The organism is Leucobacter sp. MMO-125 (genome assembly GCF_037148395.1).
GTDB lineage: Bacteria > Actinomycetota > Actinomycetes > Actinomycetales > Microbacteriaceae > Leucobacter.
Genome location: NZ_JBBCTL010000003.1, coordinates 455,832 through 474,368 on the forward strand (window position 1 = coordinate 455,832; position 18,537 = coordinate 474,368).

Annotated in this window: 21 protein-coding genes; 8 read left to right on the forward strand and 13 right to left on the reverse strand. The window is 68.7% G+C overall.

Features of this window, described 5'->3' with window-relative positions; all coding sequences use genetic code 11:
- Position 1: 1 nt before the first annotated feature.
- The 4 genes from WFI54_RS09725 to WFI54_RS09740 all read right to left on the reverse strand — a co-directional run bounded on the left by WFI54_RS09725 (position 2) and on the right by WFI54_RS09740 (position 3,398).
- Complete coding sequence (locus WFI54_RS09725; RefSeq protein ID WP_336652591.1) at positions 2–892, reverse strand: ABC transporter permease; 891 nt, start codon at positions 890–892, stop codon at positions 2–4.
- Positions 889–1,737 (reverse strand): ABC transporter permease, encoded by an 849-nt coding sequence (locus WFI54_RS09730; RefSeq protein WP_336652592.1) that lies wholly within the window; start codon positions 1,735–1,737, stop codon positions 889–891. Before WFI54_RS09730 ends, WFI54_RS09725 begins: the two co-directional genes overlap by 4 nt.
- Positions 1,738–1,802: 65 nt before the next feature.
- Positions 1,803–2,942, reverse strand: coding sequence for an ABC transporter substrate-binding protein (locus tag WFI54_RS09735; RefSeq protein ID WP_336652593.1), 1,140 nt, complete (start codon positions 2,940–2,942; stop codon positions 1,803–1,805).
- A 153-nt stretch (positions 2,943–3,095) separates the two neighbouring features.
- Positions 3,096–3,398 carry a hypothetical protein gene (locus tag WFI54_RS09740; RefSeq protein WP_336652594.1) on the reverse strand — a complete coding sequence of 101 codons (303 nt, stop codon included), beginning with the start codon at positions 3,396–3,398 and terminating at the stop codon, positions 3,096–3,098.
- 106 nt (positions 3,399–3,504) lie between these two features.
- Between WFI54_RS09740 and proC the strand changes: the two genes are divergently transcribed.
- Positions 3,505–4,359, forward strand: a complete 855-nt coding sequence (gene proC / locus WFI54_RS09745; protein ID WP_336652595.1) for a pyrroline-5-carboxylate reductase — start codon at positions 3,505–3,507, stop codon at positions 4,357–4,359.
- A 134-nt stretch (positions 4,360–4,493) separates the two neighbouring features.
- Here proC and WFI54_RS09750 read toward each other — a convergent pair whose 3' ends face one another.
- Positions 4,494–5,159 carry a potassium channel family protein gene (locus tag WFI54_RS09750; protein WP_336652596.1) on the reverse strand — a complete coding sequence of 222 codons (666 nt, stop codon included), beginning with the start codon at positions 5,157–5,159 and terminating at the stop codon, positions 4,494–4,496.
- 56 nt (positions 5,160–5,215) lie between these two features.
- Complete coding sequence (locus WFI54_RS09755; RefSeq protein ID WP_336652678.1) at positions 5,216–6,589, reverse strand: TrkH family potassium uptake protein; 1,374 nt, start codon at positions 6,587–6,589, stop codon at positions 5,216–5,218.
- A gap of 202 nt (positions 6,590–6,791) precedes the next feature.
- Here WFI54_RS09755 and WFI54_RS09760 point away from each other — a divergent pair, with 202 nt between their 5' ends.
- The 5 genes from WFI54_RS09760 to deoC all read left to right on the forward strand — a co-directional run bounded on the left by WFI54_RS09760 (position 6,792) and on the right by deoC (position 8,916).
- Positions 6,792–7,274, forward strand: a complete 483-nt coding sequence (locus WFI54_RS09760; protein ID WP_336652597.1) for an ArsR/SmtB family transcription factor — start codon at positions 6,792–6,794, stop codon at positions 7,272–7,274.
- A gap of 112 nt (positions 7,275–7,386) precedes the next feature.
- Positions 7,387–7,485 carry a 30S ribosomal protein bS22 gene (locus WFI54_RS09765; RefSeq protein WP_005504750.1) on the forward strand — a complete coding sequence of 33 codons (99 nt, stop codon included), beginning with the start codon at positions 7,387–7,389 and terminating at the stop codon, positions 7,483–7,485.
- Between the two features lie 108 nt (positions 7,486–7,593).
- A complete protein-coding gene (locus WFI54_RS09770) occupies positions 7,594–7,884 on the forward strand; it encodes a glutaredoxin family protein (protein WP_336652598.1) in 291 nt (96 codons plus the stop codon).
- A gap of 20 nt (positions 7,885–7,904) precedes the next feature.
- Entirely contained in the window at positions 7,905–8,207 is a 303-nt protein-coding gene (locus WFI54_RS09775; protein ID WP_336652599.1) for a Dabb family protein, read from the forward strand.
- A 7-nt stretch (positions 8,208–8,214) separates the two neighbouring features.
- Positions 8,215–8,916, forward strand: a complete 702-nt coding sequence (gene deoC / locus WFI54_RS09780) for a deoxyribose-phosphate aldolase (protein WP_336652600.1) — start codon at positions 8,215–8,217, stop codon at positions 8,914–8,916.
- Between the two features lie 6 nt (positions 8,917–8,922).
- Here deoC and WFI54_RS09785 read toward each other — a convergent pair whose 3' ends face one another.
- Positions 8,923–9,723, reverse strand: coding sequence for an AraC family transcriptional regulator (locus WFI54_RS09785; RefSeq protein ID WP_336652601.1), 801 nt, complete (start codon positions 9,721–9,723; stop codon positions 8,923–8,925).
- 92 nt (positions 9,724–9,815) lie between these two features.
- Between WFI54_RS09785 and WFI54_RS09790 the strand changes: the two genes are divergently transcribed.
- A complete protein-coding gene (locus WFI54_RS09790; RefSeq protein WP_336652602.1) occupies positions 9,816–10,319 on the forward strand; it encodes a VOC family protein in 504 nt (167 codons plus the stop codon).
- Positions 10,320–10,334: 15 nt separating this feature from the next.
- Here WFI54_RS09790 and WFI54_RS09795 read toward each other — a convergent pair whose 3' ends face one another.
- Complete coding sequence (locus WFI54_RS09795; protein ID WP_336652603.1) at positions 10,335–10,904, reverse strand: helix-turn-helix domain-containing protein; 570 nt, start codon at positions 10,902–10,904, stop codon at positions 10,335–10,337.
- A 68-nt stretch (positions 10,905–10,972) separates the two neighbouring features.
- On the opposite strand from WFI54_RS09795, the gene WFI54_RS09800 reads away from it, so the two are divergent.
- A complete protein-coding gene (locus tag WFI54_RS09800; protein ID WP_336652604.1) occupies positions 10,973–12,676 on the forward strand; it encodes an FAD-dependent oxidoreductase in 1,704 nt (567 codons plus the stop codon).
- Here the strand turns inward: WFI54_RS09800 and WFI54_RS09805 are convergent.
- The 5 genes from WFI54_RS09805 to aspS all read right to left on the reverse strand — a co-directional run bounded on the left by WFI54_RS09805 (position 12,670) and on the right by aspS (position 18,518).
- The gene (locus WFI54_RS09805) at positions 12,670–14,577 is read right to left on the reverse strand and encodes a choice-of-anchor G family protein (RefSeq protein ID WP_336652605.1); all 1,908 of its coding nucleotides are present in this window, start codon (positions 14,575–14,577) and stop codon (positions 12,670–12,672) included. The genes WFI54_RS09800 and WFI54_RS09805 overlap by 7 nt on opposite strands.
- Positions 14,574–15,338 carry a hypothetical protein gene (locus WFI54_RS09810; RefSeq protein ID WP_336652606.1) on the reverse strand — a complete coding sequence of 255 codons (765 nt, stop codon included), beginning with the start codon at positions 15,336–15,338 and terminating at the stop codon, positions 14,574–14,576. Before WFI54_RS09810 ends, WFI54_RS09805 begins: the two co-directional genes overlap by 4 nt.
- The gene (locus tag WFI54_RS09815; RefSeq protein WP_336652607.1) at positions 15,335–16,048 is read right to left on the reverse strand and encodes a hypothetical protein; all 714 of its coding nucleotides are present in this window, start codon (positions 16,046–16,048) and stop codon (positions 15,335–15,337) included. The genes WFI54_RS09810 and WFI54_RS09815 overlap by 4 nt, the downstream gene beginning before the upstream one ends.
- Before the next feature lie 118 nt (positions 16,049–16,166).
- Positions 16,167–16,892: a SipW-dependent-type signal peptide-containing protein gene (locus WFI54_RS09820; RefSeq protein WP_336652608.1), complete on the reverse strand. Its 726-nt coding sequence runs from the start codon at positions 16,890–16,892 to the stop codon at positions 16,167–16,169.
- A gap of 282 nt (positions 16,893–17,174) precedes the next feature.
- The gene (gene aspS, locus WFI54_RS09825) at positions 17,175–18,518 is read right to left on the reverse strand and encodes an aspartate--tRNA(Asn) ligase (protein WP_336652609.1); all 1,344 of its coding nucleotides are present in this window, start codon (positions 18,516–18,518) and stop codon (positions 17,175–17,177) included.
- Positions 18,519–18,537 lie beyond the last annotated feature (19 nt).

An 18,537-nucleotide genomic window follows, 5' to 3' on the forward strand; every position in this document is an offset into this window, starting at 1 on the left:
GTCAAGACTCCTTGGCGGTGGCGGAAACTGGGGCTGGCGCGGCCGGGGCGCCGGCTGCTGCGAGCGCGCTCGCGAAGGGGCCGCCGCCGCGTCGCGCGCGTCGCCGCGTCGCCGAGCTTGTGCTGCTCACCGCGAGCAGCACGGCAAAGGCACCGATGAGCGAGAGCAGCGAGACGATGACGGCCGCGAACGGGTCGGACTTCGACACTTGCAGCAGCGCGACCTGCAGGGTCGTGCGGTTGAGCAGCGATGAGACGGTGAACTCGCCGAGCACGATCGCGATGGTGAGCAGCGATGCCGCGAGCAGGCCTCGCCGCACCCCGGGCGCGATGACCCGCACGAGCACGGTGCCCCAGCCCGCGCCGAGCGACCGGGCGGCCTCGGCGCGGGTGCGGGCATCCATGCCCTGAAGATCGGCCACGATGGCGCGGTACGCGAACGGCAGCACGAGCACGCCGTAAGCGAGGCCCAGTGTCCAGACCCCCGACCCGATCAGCTGCCCGATTACCCGGTAGACGGGTGCGAAACCCACGACGAGCACGATCGCGGGGATCGCGATCGGCAGCACGGTGAGCAGGTCGAGCGCGCGCTCGAGGCGCGGGAAGCGCAGGTGCACCAGCACAATCGTGGGGAAGAACAGCACGAGCACGATCGCGAGTGCGATGGCTGCGAGCGCGAAGGAGTTGCCGATGCCCTGAAACAGCGTGCGGTACCTGCGCGCGTTCTCGGGATCGAACAGTGCCGCCCAGCGCTCGAGGCCGTAGCCGCCGGCGGTCTGCCGCAGTGTGAACTCGAGCATGGCGACCAGCGGGATCAGGAAGAGGCCGCCGACGACCGCGACGACGATGCGGGCGGCGACGGGCGAGGGGCGCCCGGGCACTCGCGCGCTCATCGCTGCCACCTCGCGGCGCGCGCCATGAGCCGCCCGTAGACGAGCATCACCGCGGTCATCACGACGATCATGCCGAGCGCGAGGGCGCCCGCCGTGCTCGCGCTGCTGCCGCCGGTCTCGCCGATGAGGGCGGCGCGGATCTGCAACGGCACGATCTGTGAGCCCTGGCTGATGAGCGCTGCCGCGGTCGCATACGACGAGAACGCGTTGGCGAACAGCAGCAGCAGCGAGCCGAGGAACGCGGGCGCGAGCACCGGCAGGCCGACCCGCAGCCAGTACGCGCCGCTCGACCCGCCCAGGGTGGCGACCGCCTCCGCCCAGCCCGGCCCCAGCGCGCTGACGGCGGGCAGGAAGGTAATGACCATGAGGGGCACCTGGAAGTAGAGATAGGGCAGGATGAGGCCGGGCAACTCGTAGAGCCAGACGCCGCCCGCATAGATGTCGACCCCGCCCCGCTCGCGCAGCAGCACCGTGACGATGCCCTGGATGCCGATGGTCGCGATGAACGCGAACGCGAGCATGACGCCGCCGAACTGCGCCAGCACGGAGCTGGCGGAGTCGACGACCCGGCGCAGCGGCCCCGTCTCCGGCAGAGCCGCGAGGGCCCAGCAGAGCACTGCTCCCACTACTGCGCCGATGGCGGCGGTGAGGGCGCTCACCCAGATGCTGGCGCCGAACGCCTCGAGCGTGGCGGGGGCGAGCAGCGCGCCTAGGTTGTCGAGGGTGAACCCCTCGTCGTCGAAGAACCCGCTGCCGATGGCGAGCAGCGTGGGCACGGCGAGGAACAGCAGCACGTAGGCCGCGAACGGGGCGAGCCCGAGTGCTGGGAGGATGCGCGACTTCATGAGGGAAGCGGAGCGGCGCCCCGCGCGACCCGGGTCGACCGGGAGGTGCGGGGCGCCGCGAGCCTTCACTTGATCGTCGCGGCCCAGCGCTCGGCGAGCACCGCGTTCGCGGCCTCGGTCTGCGCCTGGTCGGGCGAGATCCAGTCGTCGCCCTCCGTTCCGAAGGTCGCGGCATCGATGAGACCCTTGTCGGCGGCGCCCGAGGCCTTCAGTGCGTCGACGCGCACGGGCACGGCGTTCCCCTCGAGGAACAGGGCCTGCGCCTCGTCAGAGAAGATCCACTCCTGCCAGAGGCGGGCGGCCGCCGGGTGCGGGGCGTCGGCATTGATTGCCTCGTTGTAGAAGCTGACGTACGCGGCGCCGGGGATGACCGTGGTCTTCCAGCTCGGCTTGTCGGCCGCGGCCGCGACGTTGTTGAACGACCAGTCGAACACGGCCGGGGTCTCGCCCGACGCGATGGTCGCGGGAGTGGGGTCGAGGGTGAGGAAGTTCCCCGCTCCGCGCAGCTGCCCCACGAAGTCGATGCCGGGGCCGAAGTCGTCGACGCCGCCGCCGTTCAGCGCCGCGAGCCAGCCCAACGCAGCGAACGCCGCACCGGCCTGCGTCGGGTCGCCATTCAGCGCGACCGCACCGCGGTAGTCGTCGCTCAGCAGATCGTCGAGCGAGGAGGGCTCGGGCAGCTTGTCGCTGTCGTAGCCGATCGACATGACGCCCGAGTAGTTGTTCACCCACAGCCCTTCGGGGTGCTTGTTCTCATCGGGGATGTCGTCCCAGGTCTCGACCTTGTAGGGCGCGAACTTGTCGGTGTTCTCGAGCGCGACGGCCGCGCCGAGGTCGAAGACGTCGGGGGCGGTGTCCTGGCCCTTGAGGTTCTCGGCGGCCTGGATCTCCTCGGCGCTCGACGCGTCGGGCGACGCGGAGTTGACCGTGATGCCGTACTTATCCTCGAAGCCGGCGATGATCGCGCCGTAGTTGGCCCAGTCCTCGGGCAGGGCGATCACGTTGAGCTCGCCCTCGGCCTGAGCGGCCGCGACGAGGGCGTCGAAGCCGCCGAGATCGGCTGCGCTGGTTGCGGTCGAGGCGTCGACGGCGTTCCCCGAGGCGGTGTCGTCGCCGCCGCTCGAGGAGCAGGCAGCGAGGGTGCCGCCCAGCAGGAGGGCGGTGGTGACCAGGGCTGCGGAGCGCAGGAGTGCGCGAGAGTTCACGTGGATTCCCTTTCGTGACGTGGGTGCGGATCGCCGGGTCGGCGCTCGCGGCACTACACGGGGCGGTGCCGATCCGACACCACGCTAGGGAGCGCGGATGTCCTTGTGGGGCTCGGCGCGTGACGCGCCGGTGAACTCTCGGTGCGCGAAGGGTCAGTCGTAGGAGAGCGTGACGATCGAGCTGGTCGAGGGCGTCGCGGCGTTCGGGTCGACGTAGACGTCTGGTTCGAGGTAGATCACTGTGATGTCGGGCACTGCGGCCAGCACGCGTCGCTTTGCCTGGTGCAGCACGAACGAGACCTCGCGCATGGTGAGCTCAGGGTCGAGGTCGACCTTCGCAGCGAGGATGAGTCCGTCTTCGAGCTCACCGAGGTCGAGGTTGATGACCCGGGAGATCCTGGCGCTGTTCAGCAGCGCCTCTTCGATGTGTGCCCGGTGCTCGCTGCTCGCGGTCATCTCGATCCCTTCGTCGCTTCCGCATATTCTACGGGCGGGGTGCCTGGATCAGGGCATAGAACGCGGTGTCGCGCCGTCTTGGGGGAGCGCTCCGTACACTGGAGCCATGAGCGATACCGAGCAGCACGAGATCCTTCCGCGCACTGCCCTGATCGGCGTCGGATCCATGGGAGGGGCGATCCTTGCGGGTTTGCGGGCTCCCGAGGTCGACATCGAGTTGCCGATCGCGGTCACCACCGCTTCGCTCGCCAGTGCGGCCTTGTTCGATGATGCTGCCGACGTTGTCGCGACGGCCGCTGAGAGTGATCCTGAAGCCAACCGTCATGCGGTGCGCGGTGCGCGCGTGGTGATTCTTGCGGTGAAGCCGTGGAAGATCGTTGGGGTCGCGCGCGAGATCGCCGATGCGCTTGAGCCCGGTGCGATTGTGGTGAGTGTGGCGGCCGGTGTGCCCAGCAGTGCAATTGAGGAGGAGCTGCCCGAGAGCGTTGCGGTGGTGCGGGCGATGCCGAACACACCGGCGCTCATCGGCCGCGGGGTGACCGGGATTGCCGGCGGCCTTTCGGCCGGTGAGGAGCATGTGGCGGTGGTGCAGCGTCTGTTCGAGACCGTGGGCACGGCGATCGTGGTGCGAGAGGAGCAGATCAATGCGCTCGCGGCGGTTTCCGGATCGGGTCCGGCGTATCTCTTCCTGTACGCCGAACATATGACGGCGGCTGCGCAGCGGATGGGGTTCGAAGCGGATCAGGCGCGGTTGCTCGTGCAGCAGACGATTGCGGGAGCGGCCGAGTTGATGGTGCGCAGCGATGACGAGCCCGAGCAGTTGCGGCGAAACGTGACGAGCCCGAAGGGCACCACCGAGCGGGCAGTCGAGGTACTGCAGGCAGCCGACTGGGGTGCACTGTTCGACCGCGCGCTCGCCGCGAACGTGCGCCGCTCCGAGGAGCTTGAGCGCGGCGAGTAGCCCCGCGCGCCGCTGCACGCGCGCCGCGCGCGACCACCCGCCGAGAGGCGGATATCGCAGGTCCGCGAAGCATCCAGCTGCGAAATCCGCCTCTCGATGGGGTGGATCGGGTGGGCGCGCGCCTGAGGCAGGGCTCAACCGATCGCGGCGAAACGCTCCACATCGGCAGCGGTGCCGCTCACGATGATGAGGTCGTGCGGCGAGATCACCGTGTCCTGAGTGGCGTGAGTGAATGGCTGACCAGGGGTTTTCACGCCGACCACGGTGACGCGGTACCGCGTGCGCACCCCGCTGTCGGAGAGCGAACGACCCCTGATCGAACGCGGCGGGTACATCTTCGCGATCACGTAGTTGTCGTCGAACTGAATGAAGTCGAGCATGCTGCCGCTGAGCAGATGCGCCACCCGCTCGCCGGCCTCCCGCTCGGGATAGATGACGTGGTTCACGCCGATCCGCTCCAGAATCTTGCCGTGCGAGAGCGAGATCGCCTTCGCCCAGATCTGGGGGATACCCAGATCGACGAGGTTCGCCGCGATGAGCACACTCGACTCGATGGACGCACCCGTCGCGACCACCGCGATCTGAAACTCATCGGCACCGATCTGGCGCAGCGCCTCCATCGAGCGGGCGTCGGCCTGCACGGCATGCGTCACGCGATCCGCCCACTTCTGCACCAGCTGAGGATCGGTATCGACCACCAGCACCTCACGGTCCTGGCGGTCGAGCTGCCCGGCGGTCGCCGCGCCGAACCGACCGAGACCAATCACGATCACCGGGGCATCACTACGAATATCAACCAACGGTCTGCCTTTCTCGAAGTGCCCTCGACTGGGCGGCGTGAATTCCTACGCGAGTGCTAGCCAACGATCGGCCTTTCCTCGGGGAGCTTGAAGAGACGGGAACGGCTCGACGCCGCCACAGCCGAGGCCAGCGTCACCGTGCCGACGCGGCCGGCCCACATGGTCGCCGAAAGAATGTACTTCCCAGGGTCTGACACCTCGCTCGACAACCCCGTCGAAAGCCCGCAAGTGCCGAATGCCGAGATCACCTCGAAGAGCACCACATCGAGCGGGCGGCCCGTCAGCTGCAGCAGCGCAACCGTCGACACCAGCACGATCGTCGCACCCCAGATGAGAATCGACACCGACACGCGCAGCACCTCGTCGGGGATCCGCCTGTCGAAGACCTGAATGTCACGATAGCCGCGGGCCTCGGCGTACGCGGCGAGGAACAGCACCGCGAGCGTCGTGACCTTGATGCCGCCAGCGGTCGACGCCGATCCGCCACCCACGAACATGAGCATGTCCATCACCAGCAGGGTCGAACCGTTCATATCGAGAGGATCGATGATCCCGAGCCCGCCCGATCGGGTCATCACCGACATGTAGCCAGAGCTCAGCAGCGTCTCCCAGAAGCCCTGCCCGCCGAGCGTCGCAGGGTTCGAATACTCAAGACCAGCGATGGCGAGCCAGCCCACGATCACGAAAATGAGCGTCGTGGCAAGCGTGAGCTTCGCGTGCAGACCGAGACGCTTATGGGCGCGCCAACCGCCGCCGGTGACATACCGGTAGAGCGCGAAAATGACGGGAAAGCCGATGGCCCCGAGAAACACGCCGACAGCGAGCACGCTCAGCAGGTACAGATCGGTGCTGAACGGCTCCAGCCCGCCAGGCAGCGGCACAAAACCCGTGTTGGTGAACGCCGAGGCCGCAAGGTAAAAACCATTCCAGAGGGCGTGCCAGAAGTCGTAGCCGGCCGCCATGAGCCGGGGGGTGATGAGCGCGGTGAGCGCAACCTCGATGACCACCAGGCTCGTCGCCACCGCGACGAGCAGGCCGCCGATCTCACCCAGACCCACAGCCTGGCTCTCAGAAACGTCGCGGCCCATGCGCATCGGGTTGGTATCGCCTGCGGCGAGTAGGCGCTGCCGCAACCCCAAGCGGCGGGTGACCGTGAGACCCAGAATGCTCGCCAGGGTGAGCACGCCGATGCCGCCGATCTGCAGGCCGGCAAGAATCACCAGCTCACCGAACAGCGACCAGTGGCTGGCCATGTCCACTGTTGACAGCCCGGTCACGCAGATCGCCGAGACCGCCGTGAAGAGCGCATCGGCAAGCGGGGTCATGGTGCCCGAGCTGCTCGCCCAGGGCAACGATAGCAGCGCAGTCCACAGCAGGATCAGGCTGGTGAAGACGAGCAGGGCGAAGCGCGGCGGGGAGGACTGGATCATGGCGTTGATCCACGACTTCCCCGAGAGCGAAGCGGAGGCCCGACGGCTCACAGCGCGTGCCCTCACGGATCCTTCTTCCCCTGCGGCAGTGCGAAACCGGGAGGTCCGGTTCGCTCGATAGCAGTCATGCTACACAGGCGGAGCGGATCAAGCACGACGGGCCGTGGGGCGAGAAACGCGCAGGCCGACTACCCTGGGGAGCATGCCAGATATTTTCGGGGTCATCGCCGATGCCACCCGCCGCGACATTCTCCGCGCGCTGCTCGAACGCCACCAGCAGGACACTGAGATGAGCGTCTCCGAGATCGTCGGGCAGCTCGAGATCAGCCAGCCCACCGTGTCGAAGCACCTGAAGGTGCTGCGGGAGGCTGAGCTGGTTACCGTGCGCGAGGAGGGGCAGCACCGGTTCTACGCGCTCAACCCCGAGCCGCTGGAAATGGTCGAAGACTTCGTGATCCCATTCCTCTCAGCAGGCTTCGACACCGAGGTGACCGTCGAATACCTCTCCGAGGACGGCGATCGTGTGCCGGGGCCCGACGGCGACGATCCCTTCGGCGAACCCCACGCCGACGGCGAAGTGCTCTCCGAAGAGACGGCCGCTGCGGCTGAACGCATCGGCCGCGCCGCCGCGCGCGCCGAGCATCGGGTGAAGGAGCTGGTGGCCCGCTTCAAGCTGCGCGCGTAGCACGCTGCCGGGATCCGCTTCGCTCTCGTTTCGCGCTCATCGGCGAGAGTGAGTAATATAAGTGTTTTGTGGGCCGCGATACCTTCGGCCCGAGAGACGTTGTGAGGTAATCGTGGGTTCAGTAATCAAGAAGCGCCGCAAGCGCATGTCCAAGAAGAAGCACCGCAAACTGCTGCGCAAGACGCGTCACCAGCGTCGCAACAAGAAGTAGTCGCACCGGCGGCGCCGCTTGCGGCGTCACCAAACCGCGAGACGCGAAAGGGCGTCGGGCCACGGCTCGGCGCCCTTTCGTCGTATCAGCGGTCTACACTTGTCGATCGTGACAACTGTGCAGATCACCCTCATCGGCAAACCCGGCTGCCACCTCTGCGAAGACGCCCGCGATGTCATCGCGGCGGTGCGCGAGGAGCTGGAGCAGCGAGGGATCAGCACCGAGGTGAGCGAACTCGACATCACACAAGATGCTGCACTCGCGCGCCGTCACGCCGAGGAGATTCCGGTGGTGCAGATCAACGGCCGCCGTCACGCGATCTGGCGTGTCGAAGCTGCCAGGCTCACCGCCGCCATCGAAAAGGCAGCGCGCGGCCCGCGACTGTTCTCACGGAACTGACCACACCTGAAGGAGCCCCCATGACCCTGCGCCACATTGTGAGCTGGAAGTTCGCCGGAGAGACCCGCGCGGATCGCGACGCCCAAGCGGTTGAGGCGATCGCCATGATCGAGCCGCTGCGCGAGCGTGTGGCCTCGGTGCGCGCACTCTCGCTGCACCGCAACGAACTCTTCGACGGCGCCAACTACGACCTGACGCTCATCGCCGACTTCGACGACGCCGAAGGGCTCGCCGCGTACGCCGAACACCCCGAGCACCTGCCCGTCGTGGCCTACATGAAGACCGTCACCGCGGCGCGCGCCGCAAGCGACTTCACCGTCTGAGCAACATATGAGCCACAAGGCCGCACTCACCGCGCAGGAATTCCTCGACCACGCCGACCACACCCTGCTCGCAAGCGATACCACCCCCGAGCAGCTGGCCGATTTCATCGCCGACGCCGAAACGTTGGGGGTGAAGCGCGTCTGCGTGCTGCCCTCGCTGTTGCCCGTTGACAAGCGGGGGCGCGAGATCGTCACCGTAGTGGGCTTCCCCACGGGGGCGCACGCGAGCGAAGTGAAAGCGGCGGAGACGCGACGGGCTGTGGCCGACGGCGCCGACGAGATCGACGTCGTGGTGAACCTGGGCCTGGTGCGAGCGGCAGATTGGCGTGCCGTCGAAGCTGATCTGCGTGCGGTGCGCGAAGCGTGCCCCGGGCTGGTGCTCAAGGTGATCCTCGAAACGGCTGCACTGAGCGACGAGGAGATCGTGGCCGCTTGCCTGGCCGCGGAGGCCGCGGGCGCCGACTTCGTGAAGACCTCGACGGGCTTTCACCCCGCCGGCGGGGCGAGCCTGCACGCCGTGCAGCAGATGGCGCAAACGGTGGGTGGACGCCTCGGGGTGAAGGCCTCTGGCGGGATCCGCACCGCGACGACCGCGCGCGAACTGTGGGCTGCGGGTGCGACCCGCTTCGGCGTCTCCGCCACCGCGCGCATTCTCGCGTCGTGGGACGACGCGGGGCACCCGGAGGCTGGGGCCACCGGCTCCTACTGAGTCGGTTCAGCTGGCCGCGCGCACCCGATACTCGCTCGGGGTGACCCCGAGTAGCCGCTTGAAATCGGTGGTGAAGTGGGCGTGATCGGCGTAGCCGAGATCGCTTGCGAGGGCCGCGATGCTGAGTTCCGGGTGCTCGCGCAGCTGCTCGGCGCCCTCCTGAATCCGGCGGCGGCGGATCATCGAGTGCAGTGACAGCCCGAAGCAGCGATCGGCGAGCCGCTGCAGGGTGCGTGTGGAGGCGTGCAGCCGCTCGGACAGCTGGTCGACGCGCACGATGCCCGGGTCGGCGAGCGCGTCGGCGAGTGCGTTCGCGAGCGCCCCGTCGCACCCCGCGAGCGAGTCGGGCTCAGGCAGGCGCGCCGCGATCCACTCCGAGAGCAGCGCTGCGGCCTCGGCGCGGCGCTCATCGCCCGATGCTGCTGTGTCGGTGATAGCGCGGGTCACGGCTGCGTGCAGCTGCGGATCGTCGACGGGGCGTGCGGAGTCGCGGATCGCGCCGGGGTGCGGGGCGAGCACCGGCACGGCCGCCGGACGCAGCAGGGCCCCCACGGCCCAGCCACGACCCGTCAGCACCCGCTCGGAGCGACGGGTGGCGGGGCCGACAACGCTGACACCGGACGGCTCGACGACGAGATTGCAGGCGGGAAACGGCAGCACCTCCTGTCGAGACTCCTGCCCGGCCGGCAGATCCCACTCGGGAATCCACAACCAGCGCACTGCGCGCTGCACGCTTAGCGGCGGAGGCAGCCTGTGGAAGGAGGGCAGGCGCTTCGGATAGAGCACCCCGCGCCGATCCTCATGCATGGCTTCCTCCGTCATCGGCCGCGGTTCCAGCGCTGCGAGAACGTGGCGCGAATCTGCAAGCCGCACCTCGAAGTCGATCCTACGCTGAGGGCATGAACGCACACGAGACCCGCGCCGCGAACGGCGCCCACACCACCGCAGGCATGCCGCACGGCGCGACAAGCCTCACCCCCTTCCTCGCGATCCCGGGGGCCGCCGAGGCGATCGAGTTCTACCGCGACGTCTTCGGTGCGCGCGTGATCGACGTCACCGAGATGGGCGGGGCCGTGGTGCACGCCGACCTCGACTTCGGCACGGGCCACCTGCAGCTGGGCGAGCCGATGCCCGACTACCACCTCGTCGCGGCGCCCGCCGGTGATGACGACTGCTATTCGATGGGACTGTACGTGCCCGACGTCGACACCGTCGTGGAGCGGGCCGTCGCCGCGGGCGCCACCGTGCGCGAGGCCCCGGCCGATTTCGTGTCGGGCGATCGCTTTGCGAGCATTCGCGACCCCTTCGGCGTGCGCTGGTCGGTGATGACCCGGGTCGAGGATCTTTCAGAGGAGCAGAGCGTTGCCCGGGTGCGCGAGTGGGCGAAGTCGTTCGAGGGGTGAGCCCGCGGCGGGCAGCTACTCGGCCCCGGTTTCCGTTTCGGGCGTGTGCAGGTGCAGGCGCTCGCCGACGGTGTTGAAGATGCTGATGACCTCGGCGGGGCGGGTGCCCGCGGCGCGCATGCGGTGTGGCACGGCCGTGTCGAACTCGGCGGCCTCGCCGCGGCCGAGCACCAGCTCTTGCTCGCCGAGGGTGAGCTGCAGTCGGCCCGACATCACGTAGAGCCATTCGTGGCCAGGGTGGGTCTGGGGAGCCCGCTCGGGTGCATCCGGGTGGTAGGTGATCTTGAACGCGCGCACCTCGGATTCCTCACGGGTGAGCGGTGCGATGGTCATTCCTTCCCGGCGGATCGCGCTGCGGTGCACGCGGGGGTCGCGGTCGCGCGGTTCGAGCAGGTCGTCGACGCGGATTCCGAGCTGCCGCGTGAGGGGGAGCAGCAGTTCGAGGCTCGCCTGCCGCTTGCCCGATTCGAGGCGGGAGAGGGTGCTCGCCGACATGCCGGCGCGCTCGGCGAGGTCGTCGAGGGTCCATCCGCGCTCCTGCCGGGCCGCGCGCAGGCGGGGTCCGAGCCGGCGCAGTTCGTCCATCACCCACCATCCTTGCCAATTCTGCAAACCTAATTGCAAGTATTGCATGGTTGGCGGAGGCTGGTGGCATGAACGATCGAACCTGGGACACCATCGTGATCGGCGGCGGTGCCGCGGGGCTCAGCGCGGCGCAGGCGCTCGGCCGCTCGCTGCGCCGCACCCTTGTTATCGACGCCGGCAGCCCCCGCAACCGCTTCGCCTCGCACATGCACAACGTGCTCGGCCTCGACGGCACCCCACCTCTCGAACTGCTCGCCCGCGGGCGAGCCGAGGCCGAGCGCTACGGGGTCGAGTTCCGTGCGGCATCGGTGCTCGCGGTGCGCGACGGCGGCTCCGCAGGCTCCGGATCGCGGAGCGCTCTGCAGCTCGTGCTCGACGGCGGCGACACGATCGAGGCTCGCTCCGTGATCGTCGCAACCGGTGTCACGGACGCCCTGCCCACCATCCCCGGCCTCGCCGAGCACTGGGGTGAGCGCGCGCTGCACTGCCCGTACTGCCACGGCTGGGAGGTGCGCGGGCAGCGCATCGCCGTGGTGGCCGCGTCGCCGCTGGCGATGCACCAGGCGCGACTGCTGCGGCAGTGGACCGACAGCCTCACCGTCTTCACCGCCGGGCTTGGTGATCTGACGTCCGAGGCGCGCCGCGAGTTCGCGGCTCGCGGCGTGCACCTCGTTGCCGAGCCGGTCACGGAGATCGTCGGCGACGGGTCCCGCATCACGGCCGTGCGCACCGCCAGTGGAGAGGTCGCCGTCGACGCGGTCTTCACCTCTGGCGAGCTCGTGCCACACGATGGCTTCCTCACCGAGCTCGAGCTCGACCGATCGGAAACCCCGATGGGCTCGGTCATCGCGGTTGATCCGACAGGGCGCACGAGCCACCCCCGTGTCTGGGCCGCGGGTAACGTTGTGAACCCCGCTGCCTCGGTGCCGATCGTGATGGGCGCGGGAACGCTCGCCGGAGCCGCGGCGAACGCCGCGCTCGTCGAAGAGGACTACGCGATCGCCGTTGCCGCCGATGACCCAGCCGCAACCGCCGCCGCAGACCCCGCGCCCATCGCCCCCGGCCACCACGGGACCGACCACGAGGCCGCACACGACGCCCGCCACCCGCACCCCGACCCTGACGAGGATCCGGTGGTGTTCTGGGAGCGACGCTACGGCAGCGCCGGACCCATCTGGTCGGGGCACGTGAACCGCTCGCTCGCCGACGCGACCGCGGGCTGGGTGCCTGGCCGCTCGCTCGACCTTGGCTGCGGCGAGGGCGGCGACGTGCTGTGGCTCGCCGAGCAGGGCTGGCAGGCTACCGGTATCGACCTCTCGGAGACCGCCGTCGCACGCGCCGCAGCCGCCGCACGCGAGCAGGACCTCCCGGGAGCCCGTTTCATCGCGGCCGACCTGGGCGACTGGGTCGAGGATCCGGCCGCAATCGACGGCTCTGACCACGGCTTCGACCTCATCACCGCGAGCTTCCTCCAGTCGCCCGTCGAACTGCCCCGCGAGCGCATCCTGCGCGCCGCCGCCGAGCGCGTTGCGCCGGGTGGCAGCCTCGTCGTCATCTCGCACGGCGCGCCGCCGCCCTGGGCGCAGGGGCACGCCGGGCCCTTCCCCACCCCAGAGAGCGAACTCGCGCTGCTCGACCTCGACCCGGAGCAGTGGTGCATCACCGCCGAGTCCCGCAAGCGAGCCGCCACCGCTCCGGACGGCTCGGGCGCCATGCTCGACGACACTGTCATTGTGGCAACTCGCACGGCCGCGGGCCCGCCCGCTCAGTAGGTGGCGCAGGGGCTGCCGGCCTGGGCCGCCTGCGCTGCCGAGCAGCCCGGCCCCACCGAGGCGCGGCCGAGATAGAGGCGCACTCCGTTCGTGCCCAGACCGTCGAGCACCCCCACCCGCATCGCGGCAACCTCGTAGCGGCCAGCCGGCGGTGCTGTCGGCTGCCCGGGCACCCAGTCCGGGGGCGGCGGGCCGCCCGAGGCCGGGAGGTTCTGCGCGTTGACGGTGATGCGCAGAATGTTCGACAAGAACAGGCCCGTATAGAGGCGCGACACCAGCGTCAGCAGCGCGCCGGTCACGCTGGCGAAGCGGGTGGGCAGGCCCGTCACCACCGGCAGCACCCCGTCGACGACCCCGCTGATCACGCCTCCCGTGCCCGCCACAAGCGTGGCACCCAGCAGATCGACCACCGGTTTCAGCACCCCCTTCGTGAGGAGGTCGGTGAGCCCGCTCAACAGACCGCCGAGCAACTGCAGCTCGGTGGAGACGGTGCCTGGCTTGTTCACGCGCAGATCGGCGAGGCTGCCGTTCACCGTGACCGCGATCTGCCCCACATCGACGAACGGCGTGATCGCCAGGAGTCGCGCCTGCAGATGTACCGAGATCGTTGACGAGATCTGAATGTTGTTGACGGCGCTCACCAGGCTGGTCTCGATGTGACCGAGCCAATCGGAGAGGGCGGCCGTGAGGCTCTGGGTCAGTGCGGTGAGGATCGCCGGGTCGGCGAAGAGGTTCGTGTTGGGCGGCAAGCCATTGAGCCCGTTCCCGACTCGCTGCGGGTACGCCTTCTGCAGGAGCGCGCTCGTGCTGATCGCCACAGTGCCGTTTCTGGCGTCGATAGTGACCACGCGGCCGCTGTCGCTGAAGGGGGTGTTGACCAGCGCGCGGGTGGGCCCCAGATCAACGCTCGCCGTCAGCGTGTTCAAGGTGATCGACCCCAGCGACAGCAGCGGGGTGCTGATCAGGCCGTTGAGCAGTGCGGCAACCCCCGACTCGATCCCCGGTTTCACGCCGTTCTGGCCGATGAGCCCGTTGGTGATGCTCTGCACCTGGCCCAGCAAGGTGTCGAGACCGCCCGCAAGAGCGCCCGCGGTCGGCGAGGAAAAGGTCAGATCGGCCGACGACGCCAGATAGCGGCGTTGCAAGCCAGAGACGATATCCGACGCCGCCGAGGAGGCCAGAGCTTGCTGCGCCACACCGCTCTGCGAGCCCCACGCCTGCGCGCAGGTGTCGAGCTCGGCTTCACCCGAGACTGCCCCCACTTCGAGCGACAGATCGGAAACGTCGCTGAGGGTGTTGCCGAGACCCACATTGCCGAGCAGCGGCGAGTTCAGCAGATTCGAGAGCTTGAGCGTTGCGAGACGGGGATAGCCACCGCTCTGAGGGTTGGCGAGGCCGATACCGCCCGAGTTCGTGACATAGCCGCCGGCGCCGTGGGCGAGCCCGTCAGTGCGGGCCTGCCCGAACTGACTGACAACACCCGTGCTGTTGTCGGCAGGCAGCTCGAGCAGACCCGTGAGCGGCACCCGCAACGCGGAGAGCGCACTCACCGTCAACGGATCGATGAATGCCCCCTCAAGCCCCGAGACGGGTGTACCCGCCGAACCCACAGCCCGTGCACCGTTGTTCGTCACCGTGACGCCCTCGGCCCCGGCGAAGCTATCCAGGTTGGTGTTGAGCAGCGCGCCGCTGAGTGAGCGCCCCTCGCCGCGAGTGGCGAAAGCGCTCGCCGCCGCGCTGCACGTCGAAGTGCCGACCGCGCTGGAGTGCACCCACTCGGTATCGTTCCAGCTGGCGTTCGTGGTGATCGCGCTCTGCGCCACCAGCGCAGTCGACACGAGCAGTGCGGCCCCCGCCGCGCTGATGCCGCGCCCCCGACGCTGCCGCTGAGCGCGCCTCACGACCGCGCCCCCGAACGCCGCCGCAACGCGAGCACCGTGCCCACCCCGAGCAGCCCCACCGCCAGGGTGCTGAGCGGCAGCGCATCGGCGCCCGTCACGGCCAGCGGCATCACCGAACCGCTCGCCGGGAGCGAGCCACCGCCGAGAGACGGCACTGGCGGCGGCACCGGTTCGAGGCCAGCCGGAGCCGGATCCGTCAACTCGCCCGAAGCGTGCACGCCGAGCCCGACGATGGCCAGTTTCCCCGTGAACGCTTGGGGATCAGCCGTGGCAGGCAACGCCAGCGTCACCAGCAGCTGGCGCGGCTCCGAAGCCCACAGCTGCGCGAGCTCCACCCGCCGACCGTCGCGCGGCAGCGCATCGAGGCGCGTCGGGGCGAGCACACTCACCGCAGCCGACGAGCAGATGGCCTCACTAGCCTGACCTGGTTGAAACGTGAAAGAACCAGCGCAGCTTTCCACTCGCGCCGTCAGGCCGCGCAGCTCGTCAGGCACCACCGCAGTGACAAGCTCCACCGCCAGCGTGCTCTGCGGGGCACCGCGCAGTTCGGTCTCCACGAGCCAGTGCGCCGTATCACCAGGGGCGAGCTGCGCCCACAACGGAGTCGCGCTGTCCACGCTGATGCGCAGCACACCAGGGTCTCCCGTCTCAGTGATCTCCTCGAACACCGCAGCCGCACGCGACGCGGTCAGCAGCGCCCCCGCGCAACTCAGCGCTACGAACAGCACCAGCAGGCCTGACACTGAACGATGCCTGATCATGCTCCCACCTCCGCTGCATGCCTGGCGCGAGGCAGCGCACCGCTCGCGGGTGCCGGTGGTGCCGCGGGTGCAGGCACGGCCGCGGTGTCGGTGCTGGTGGGTGGATCAGGCTCGGGATCCGCCCCGGCGACCACCCCGGCTGCCGGCTCGGGATCCGCCTCGCGACGGCGCGGCCAGAAAGCCCAGGTGACGAGCACCCCGACACCGATCACGAGCGCCCCCATTGCAATCGGCGTCTGCATCAGCATGAGCGCGCCACCCAGAAATGGCACCGCGGCCACCACACGGCGCGCACTGCTCACCGTGTAGGGCAGTGCATCCGGCGTCTGGTTGGCATCACCCCGCAGTACGATCTCGCGCGCTGCCGGGTCTGCCCAATCCGGCAACGCCCCACCGGGAACCGTCGCCCGCACGTCGATCCCGCCGGTCGGCTGCGCAGACACCTCGCGGATCTCGACAATGCGGTGCGTAACCGGCATCGCAGCACCCGCACGCTGCACAGTCACCACATCGCCGAGCTGCAACTGCGGGGCGTCCACAGGCACCGTCACCGCGATCGAATCCTGCGGCATCGTCGGGCTCATCGAACCGGTGCGAAACGTGATCAGCGCAGCTCCCGAGATCGACGCGTAGGCGAACCACGCGACCAGGCCGACCGCCACGGCGACGAGCACCGCCGTCACCGCCGCTCCCAGAACCCTGCCGATCATGCTTGTCACCCCCTCGATCGCCCGACCCAGTTCCCCCAGTTCCCCCGGTTATTCCAGTTCCTCCGGTTCCCCGCTCACGAAGCCGGAGAGGCGCCCCTGAGTAGCGCCTCGCCGAGCCTCACCCCGACACTGAGCGGAACTCCCATGCCGGCGCGATCGTTCGACCCTGCAAGGCATCGAGCGACGTGGCGGTGAGGCCCGCCTGCAGTGTGGCCGGCAGCCGCAACGCGAAGCAGTAGTGCTGCGTCGACCCGGCCTGGGCGTCAAGCGTCTGCGTTGTCGAAGCCGCCGTGTCGAGGGTGACATCGCTGATCAGCGGGGTGCCCCAGCTGGCAGCGTTCGCAGCGGTGCAGGTGTGGGTCGGCCCCGCAGGCGTGGTGCGCTTCTCTGTGTAGACCGTGACGCGAATCGACTTCCAGAGATCCTGGTTATTGTCGACGACGGTCACCCCCGTTGCGGGCACGGCCTGATTCAGTGTCACCGTTGCCGCAGCAGAGTCGGAGGTCGTGCGCAGCGCGACGGGGGCGTAGATGGTGTCGCCAGGCGACAGTGTGATCGCACCGGCGGTGAAGGTGAGCCCGCCGCCGGAATTCGTCTCCCGGTTGGCCCAGCTGGGCTCCACATCCGAGAACGGCGAAGTGGTGTTCTGCCGCACCTCGAACGTGCTGGTGCCCACACCGGGCACTCCGCCTGCGCCGCCCCAGACCCACTCCGAGTCGTTCCAGCTGGCGAGTGTGTAGGTGGCCCCGATGCCGACCACGAGGGCCCCGGCTGCAATAGCGGCGATCTTCCGCGTGTTCCGCGTTTTTCGCGAGTTCCCCGATGGTGTGTGCTGTGTGGACAACGTCGTCCCCTCCCCTGAAGCGGCGGAGCCGTGCCCGCTCGCACGCGGCGCGTGGGGCTCCTGATGAACCCGCCCCCGGCCCGCGAAGAACATTGGATCGGCTGCGGTGAGCACACACTAACAGCAGAAAAATCCCAGGCCAAAGGCATAATCTGAGATTTCAGATAGAGGATTCTGCGACCTCAGCGGCAGGCGGATCGGCTCTCAGTAGTGCCGTCAGGGAACGCAGTAGCCCCGCGCCTCCACACGGGAGGGCACGGGGCTACTCGACGGTCGAGCTGCTTACGGCAGCAGGCGGTTCGGGCCGCGGAAGAGGTAGGTCACCTCTCGGATCGACGACTGCTGCAGCAGGAGCATGAGCACACGGTTCAGGCCCATGCCGAAGCCGCCGTGCGGGGGAACGCCGTAGCGGAAGAAGTCGAGGTAGAAGTCGAGCTCCTTCGGATCCATGCCCTTCTCGATGGCCTGCGCCTCGAGCACCTCGATGCGGTGCTCGCGCTGCGCACCCGTGGAGATCTCCGTGCCGCGGTAGATGAGGTCGTAGCTGTTGGTGAGCTCGCTGTCACCCTCGTGGCGCATGTGGTAGAACGGGCGGATCGACCACGCGTAGTCGGTGAGGAAGACGAAGTCATGGCCGTACTTCTTCTTAACGTGCGCGGCAATACGGCGCTCGCCCTCGGGATCCATGTCGGCGTCGGCGCGAGGAATCTCGTAGCCTTCGGCCTTCACGATCTCCTTCGCCTCAGCGAGAGGAATGCGCGGGAACGGGCGCGACGGCACCTCGAGCTCGATGCCGAAGAGCTTCTGAATCTCCTCGCCGTGCTTCTCCTTCACGGCGGAGAGGCCCGCGACGATGAGCTCCTCATGCAGCTCCATGACGTCTTCGTGCGAGTCGATCCAGCTCAGCTCGGTGTCGATCGAGGTGAACTCGGTCGCGTGCCGCGAAGTGAACGAGGGATCGGCGCGGAATGCCGGGCCCACCTCGAAGATGCCGCCGAAGCCGGCAGCCTGCGCCATCTGCTTGAAGAACTGGGGGCTCTGCGCGAGGAACGCCTTGCCCTCGAAGTACTCCACCTCGAACAGTTCGGCGCGCGACTCGGAGGCCGAGGCCATGAGCTTCGGCGTCTGAATCTCGATGAAGCCGCGGTCGACCCAGACCTGGCGCAGCGCGTGCAAGAAGGTGGTCTGCACACGGAACACGAGATTCTGCTCGGGGCGGCGCAGATCGAGGAAGCGCCAGTCGAGGCGCACATCGATGCCGCTGTCGGCGGCGATCGGGTTGTCGGGCAGTGCCTTCGCAACGACCTCGATCTGCTCGATCTGAATCTCGACGCCGCCGAGCTTCACCCGCTCGTTGTGCTGCAGCTCGCCCTCGACGGTGATGAAGCTGCCGTGGGTGAGCTCGCTGATCGTGGTGGTGCGCGGCACGAGGATATCGGAGCGCGGGTTCTCGGGATCCGCCTCGCGCAGCACACCGCCGTTCACCAGCTGCACCGCCCCGCTCTCATCGCGCAGCACGACGAACTGCACGTACCGCTGGTCGCGCACTTTCTCGACCCAGCCGGAAACACGCACGGGGCCGTCTTCACGGGCGGCCAGATCCTTGATCAATACACGCTCAGTCACCCGCACAGTCTACCGGGCC

Bases quoted from the DNA above. Each gene is read 5' to 3' on its own strand.
- WFI54_RS09725 (WP_336652591.1), bottom strand. From the start codon at position 892: ATGAGCGCGCGAGTGCCCGGGCGCCCCTCGCCCGTCGCCGCCCGCATC.
- WFI54_RS09730 (WP_336652592.1), bottom strand. From the start codon at position 1,737: ATGAAGTCGCGCATCCTCCCAGCACTCGGGCTCGCCCCGTTCGCGGCC.
- WFI54_RS09760 (WP_336652597.1), top strand. From the start codon at position 6,792: ATGCCAGATATTTTCGGGGTCATCGCCGATGCCACCCGCCGCGACATT.
- WFI54_RS09800 (WP_336652604.1), top strand. From the start codon at position 10,973: ATGAACGATCGAACCTGGGACACCATCGTGATCGGCGGCGGTGCCGCG.
- WFI54_RS09785 (WP_336652601.1), bottom strand. From the start codon at position 9,723: ATGCATGAGGATCGGCGCGGGGTGCTCTATCCGAAGCGCCTGCCCTCC.
- WFI54_RS09810 (WP_336652606.1), bottom strand. From the start codon at position 15,338: ATGATCAGGCATCGTTCAGTGTCAGGCCTGCTGGTGCTGTTCGTAGCG.
- WFI54_RS09775 (WP_336652599.1), top strand. From the start codon at position 7,905: ATGACCCTGCGCCACATTGTGAGCTGGAAGTTCGCCGGAGAGACCCGC.
- WFI54_RS09740 (WP_336652594.1), bottom strand. From the start codon at position 3,398: ATGACCGCGAGCAGCGAGCACCGGGCACACATCGAAGAGGCGCTGCTG.
- WFI54_RS09790 (WP_336652602.1), top strand. From the start codon at position 9,816: ATGAACGCACACGAGACCCGCGCCGCGAACGGCGCCCACACCACCGCA.
- WFI54_RS09795 (WP_336652603.1), bottom strand. From the start codon at position 10,904: ATGGACGAACTGCGCCGGCTCGGACCCCGCCTGCGCGCGGCCCGGCAG.
- WFI54_RS09815 (WP_336652607.1), bottom strand. From the start codon at position 16,048: ATGATCGGCAGGGTTCTGGGAGCGGCGGTGACGGCGGTGCTCGTCGCC.
- proC (WP_336652595.1), top strand. From the start codon at position 3,505: ATGAGCGATACCGAGCAGCACGAGATCCTTCCGCGCACTGCCCTGATC.
- deoC (WP_336652600.1), top strand. From the start codon at position 8,215: ATGAGCCACAAGGCCGCACTCACCGCGCAGGAATTCCTCGACCACGCC.
- WFI54_RS09755 (WP_336652678.1), bottom strand. From the start codon at position 6,589: ATGATCCAGTCCTCCCCGCCGCGCTTCGCCCTGCTCGTCTTCACCAGC.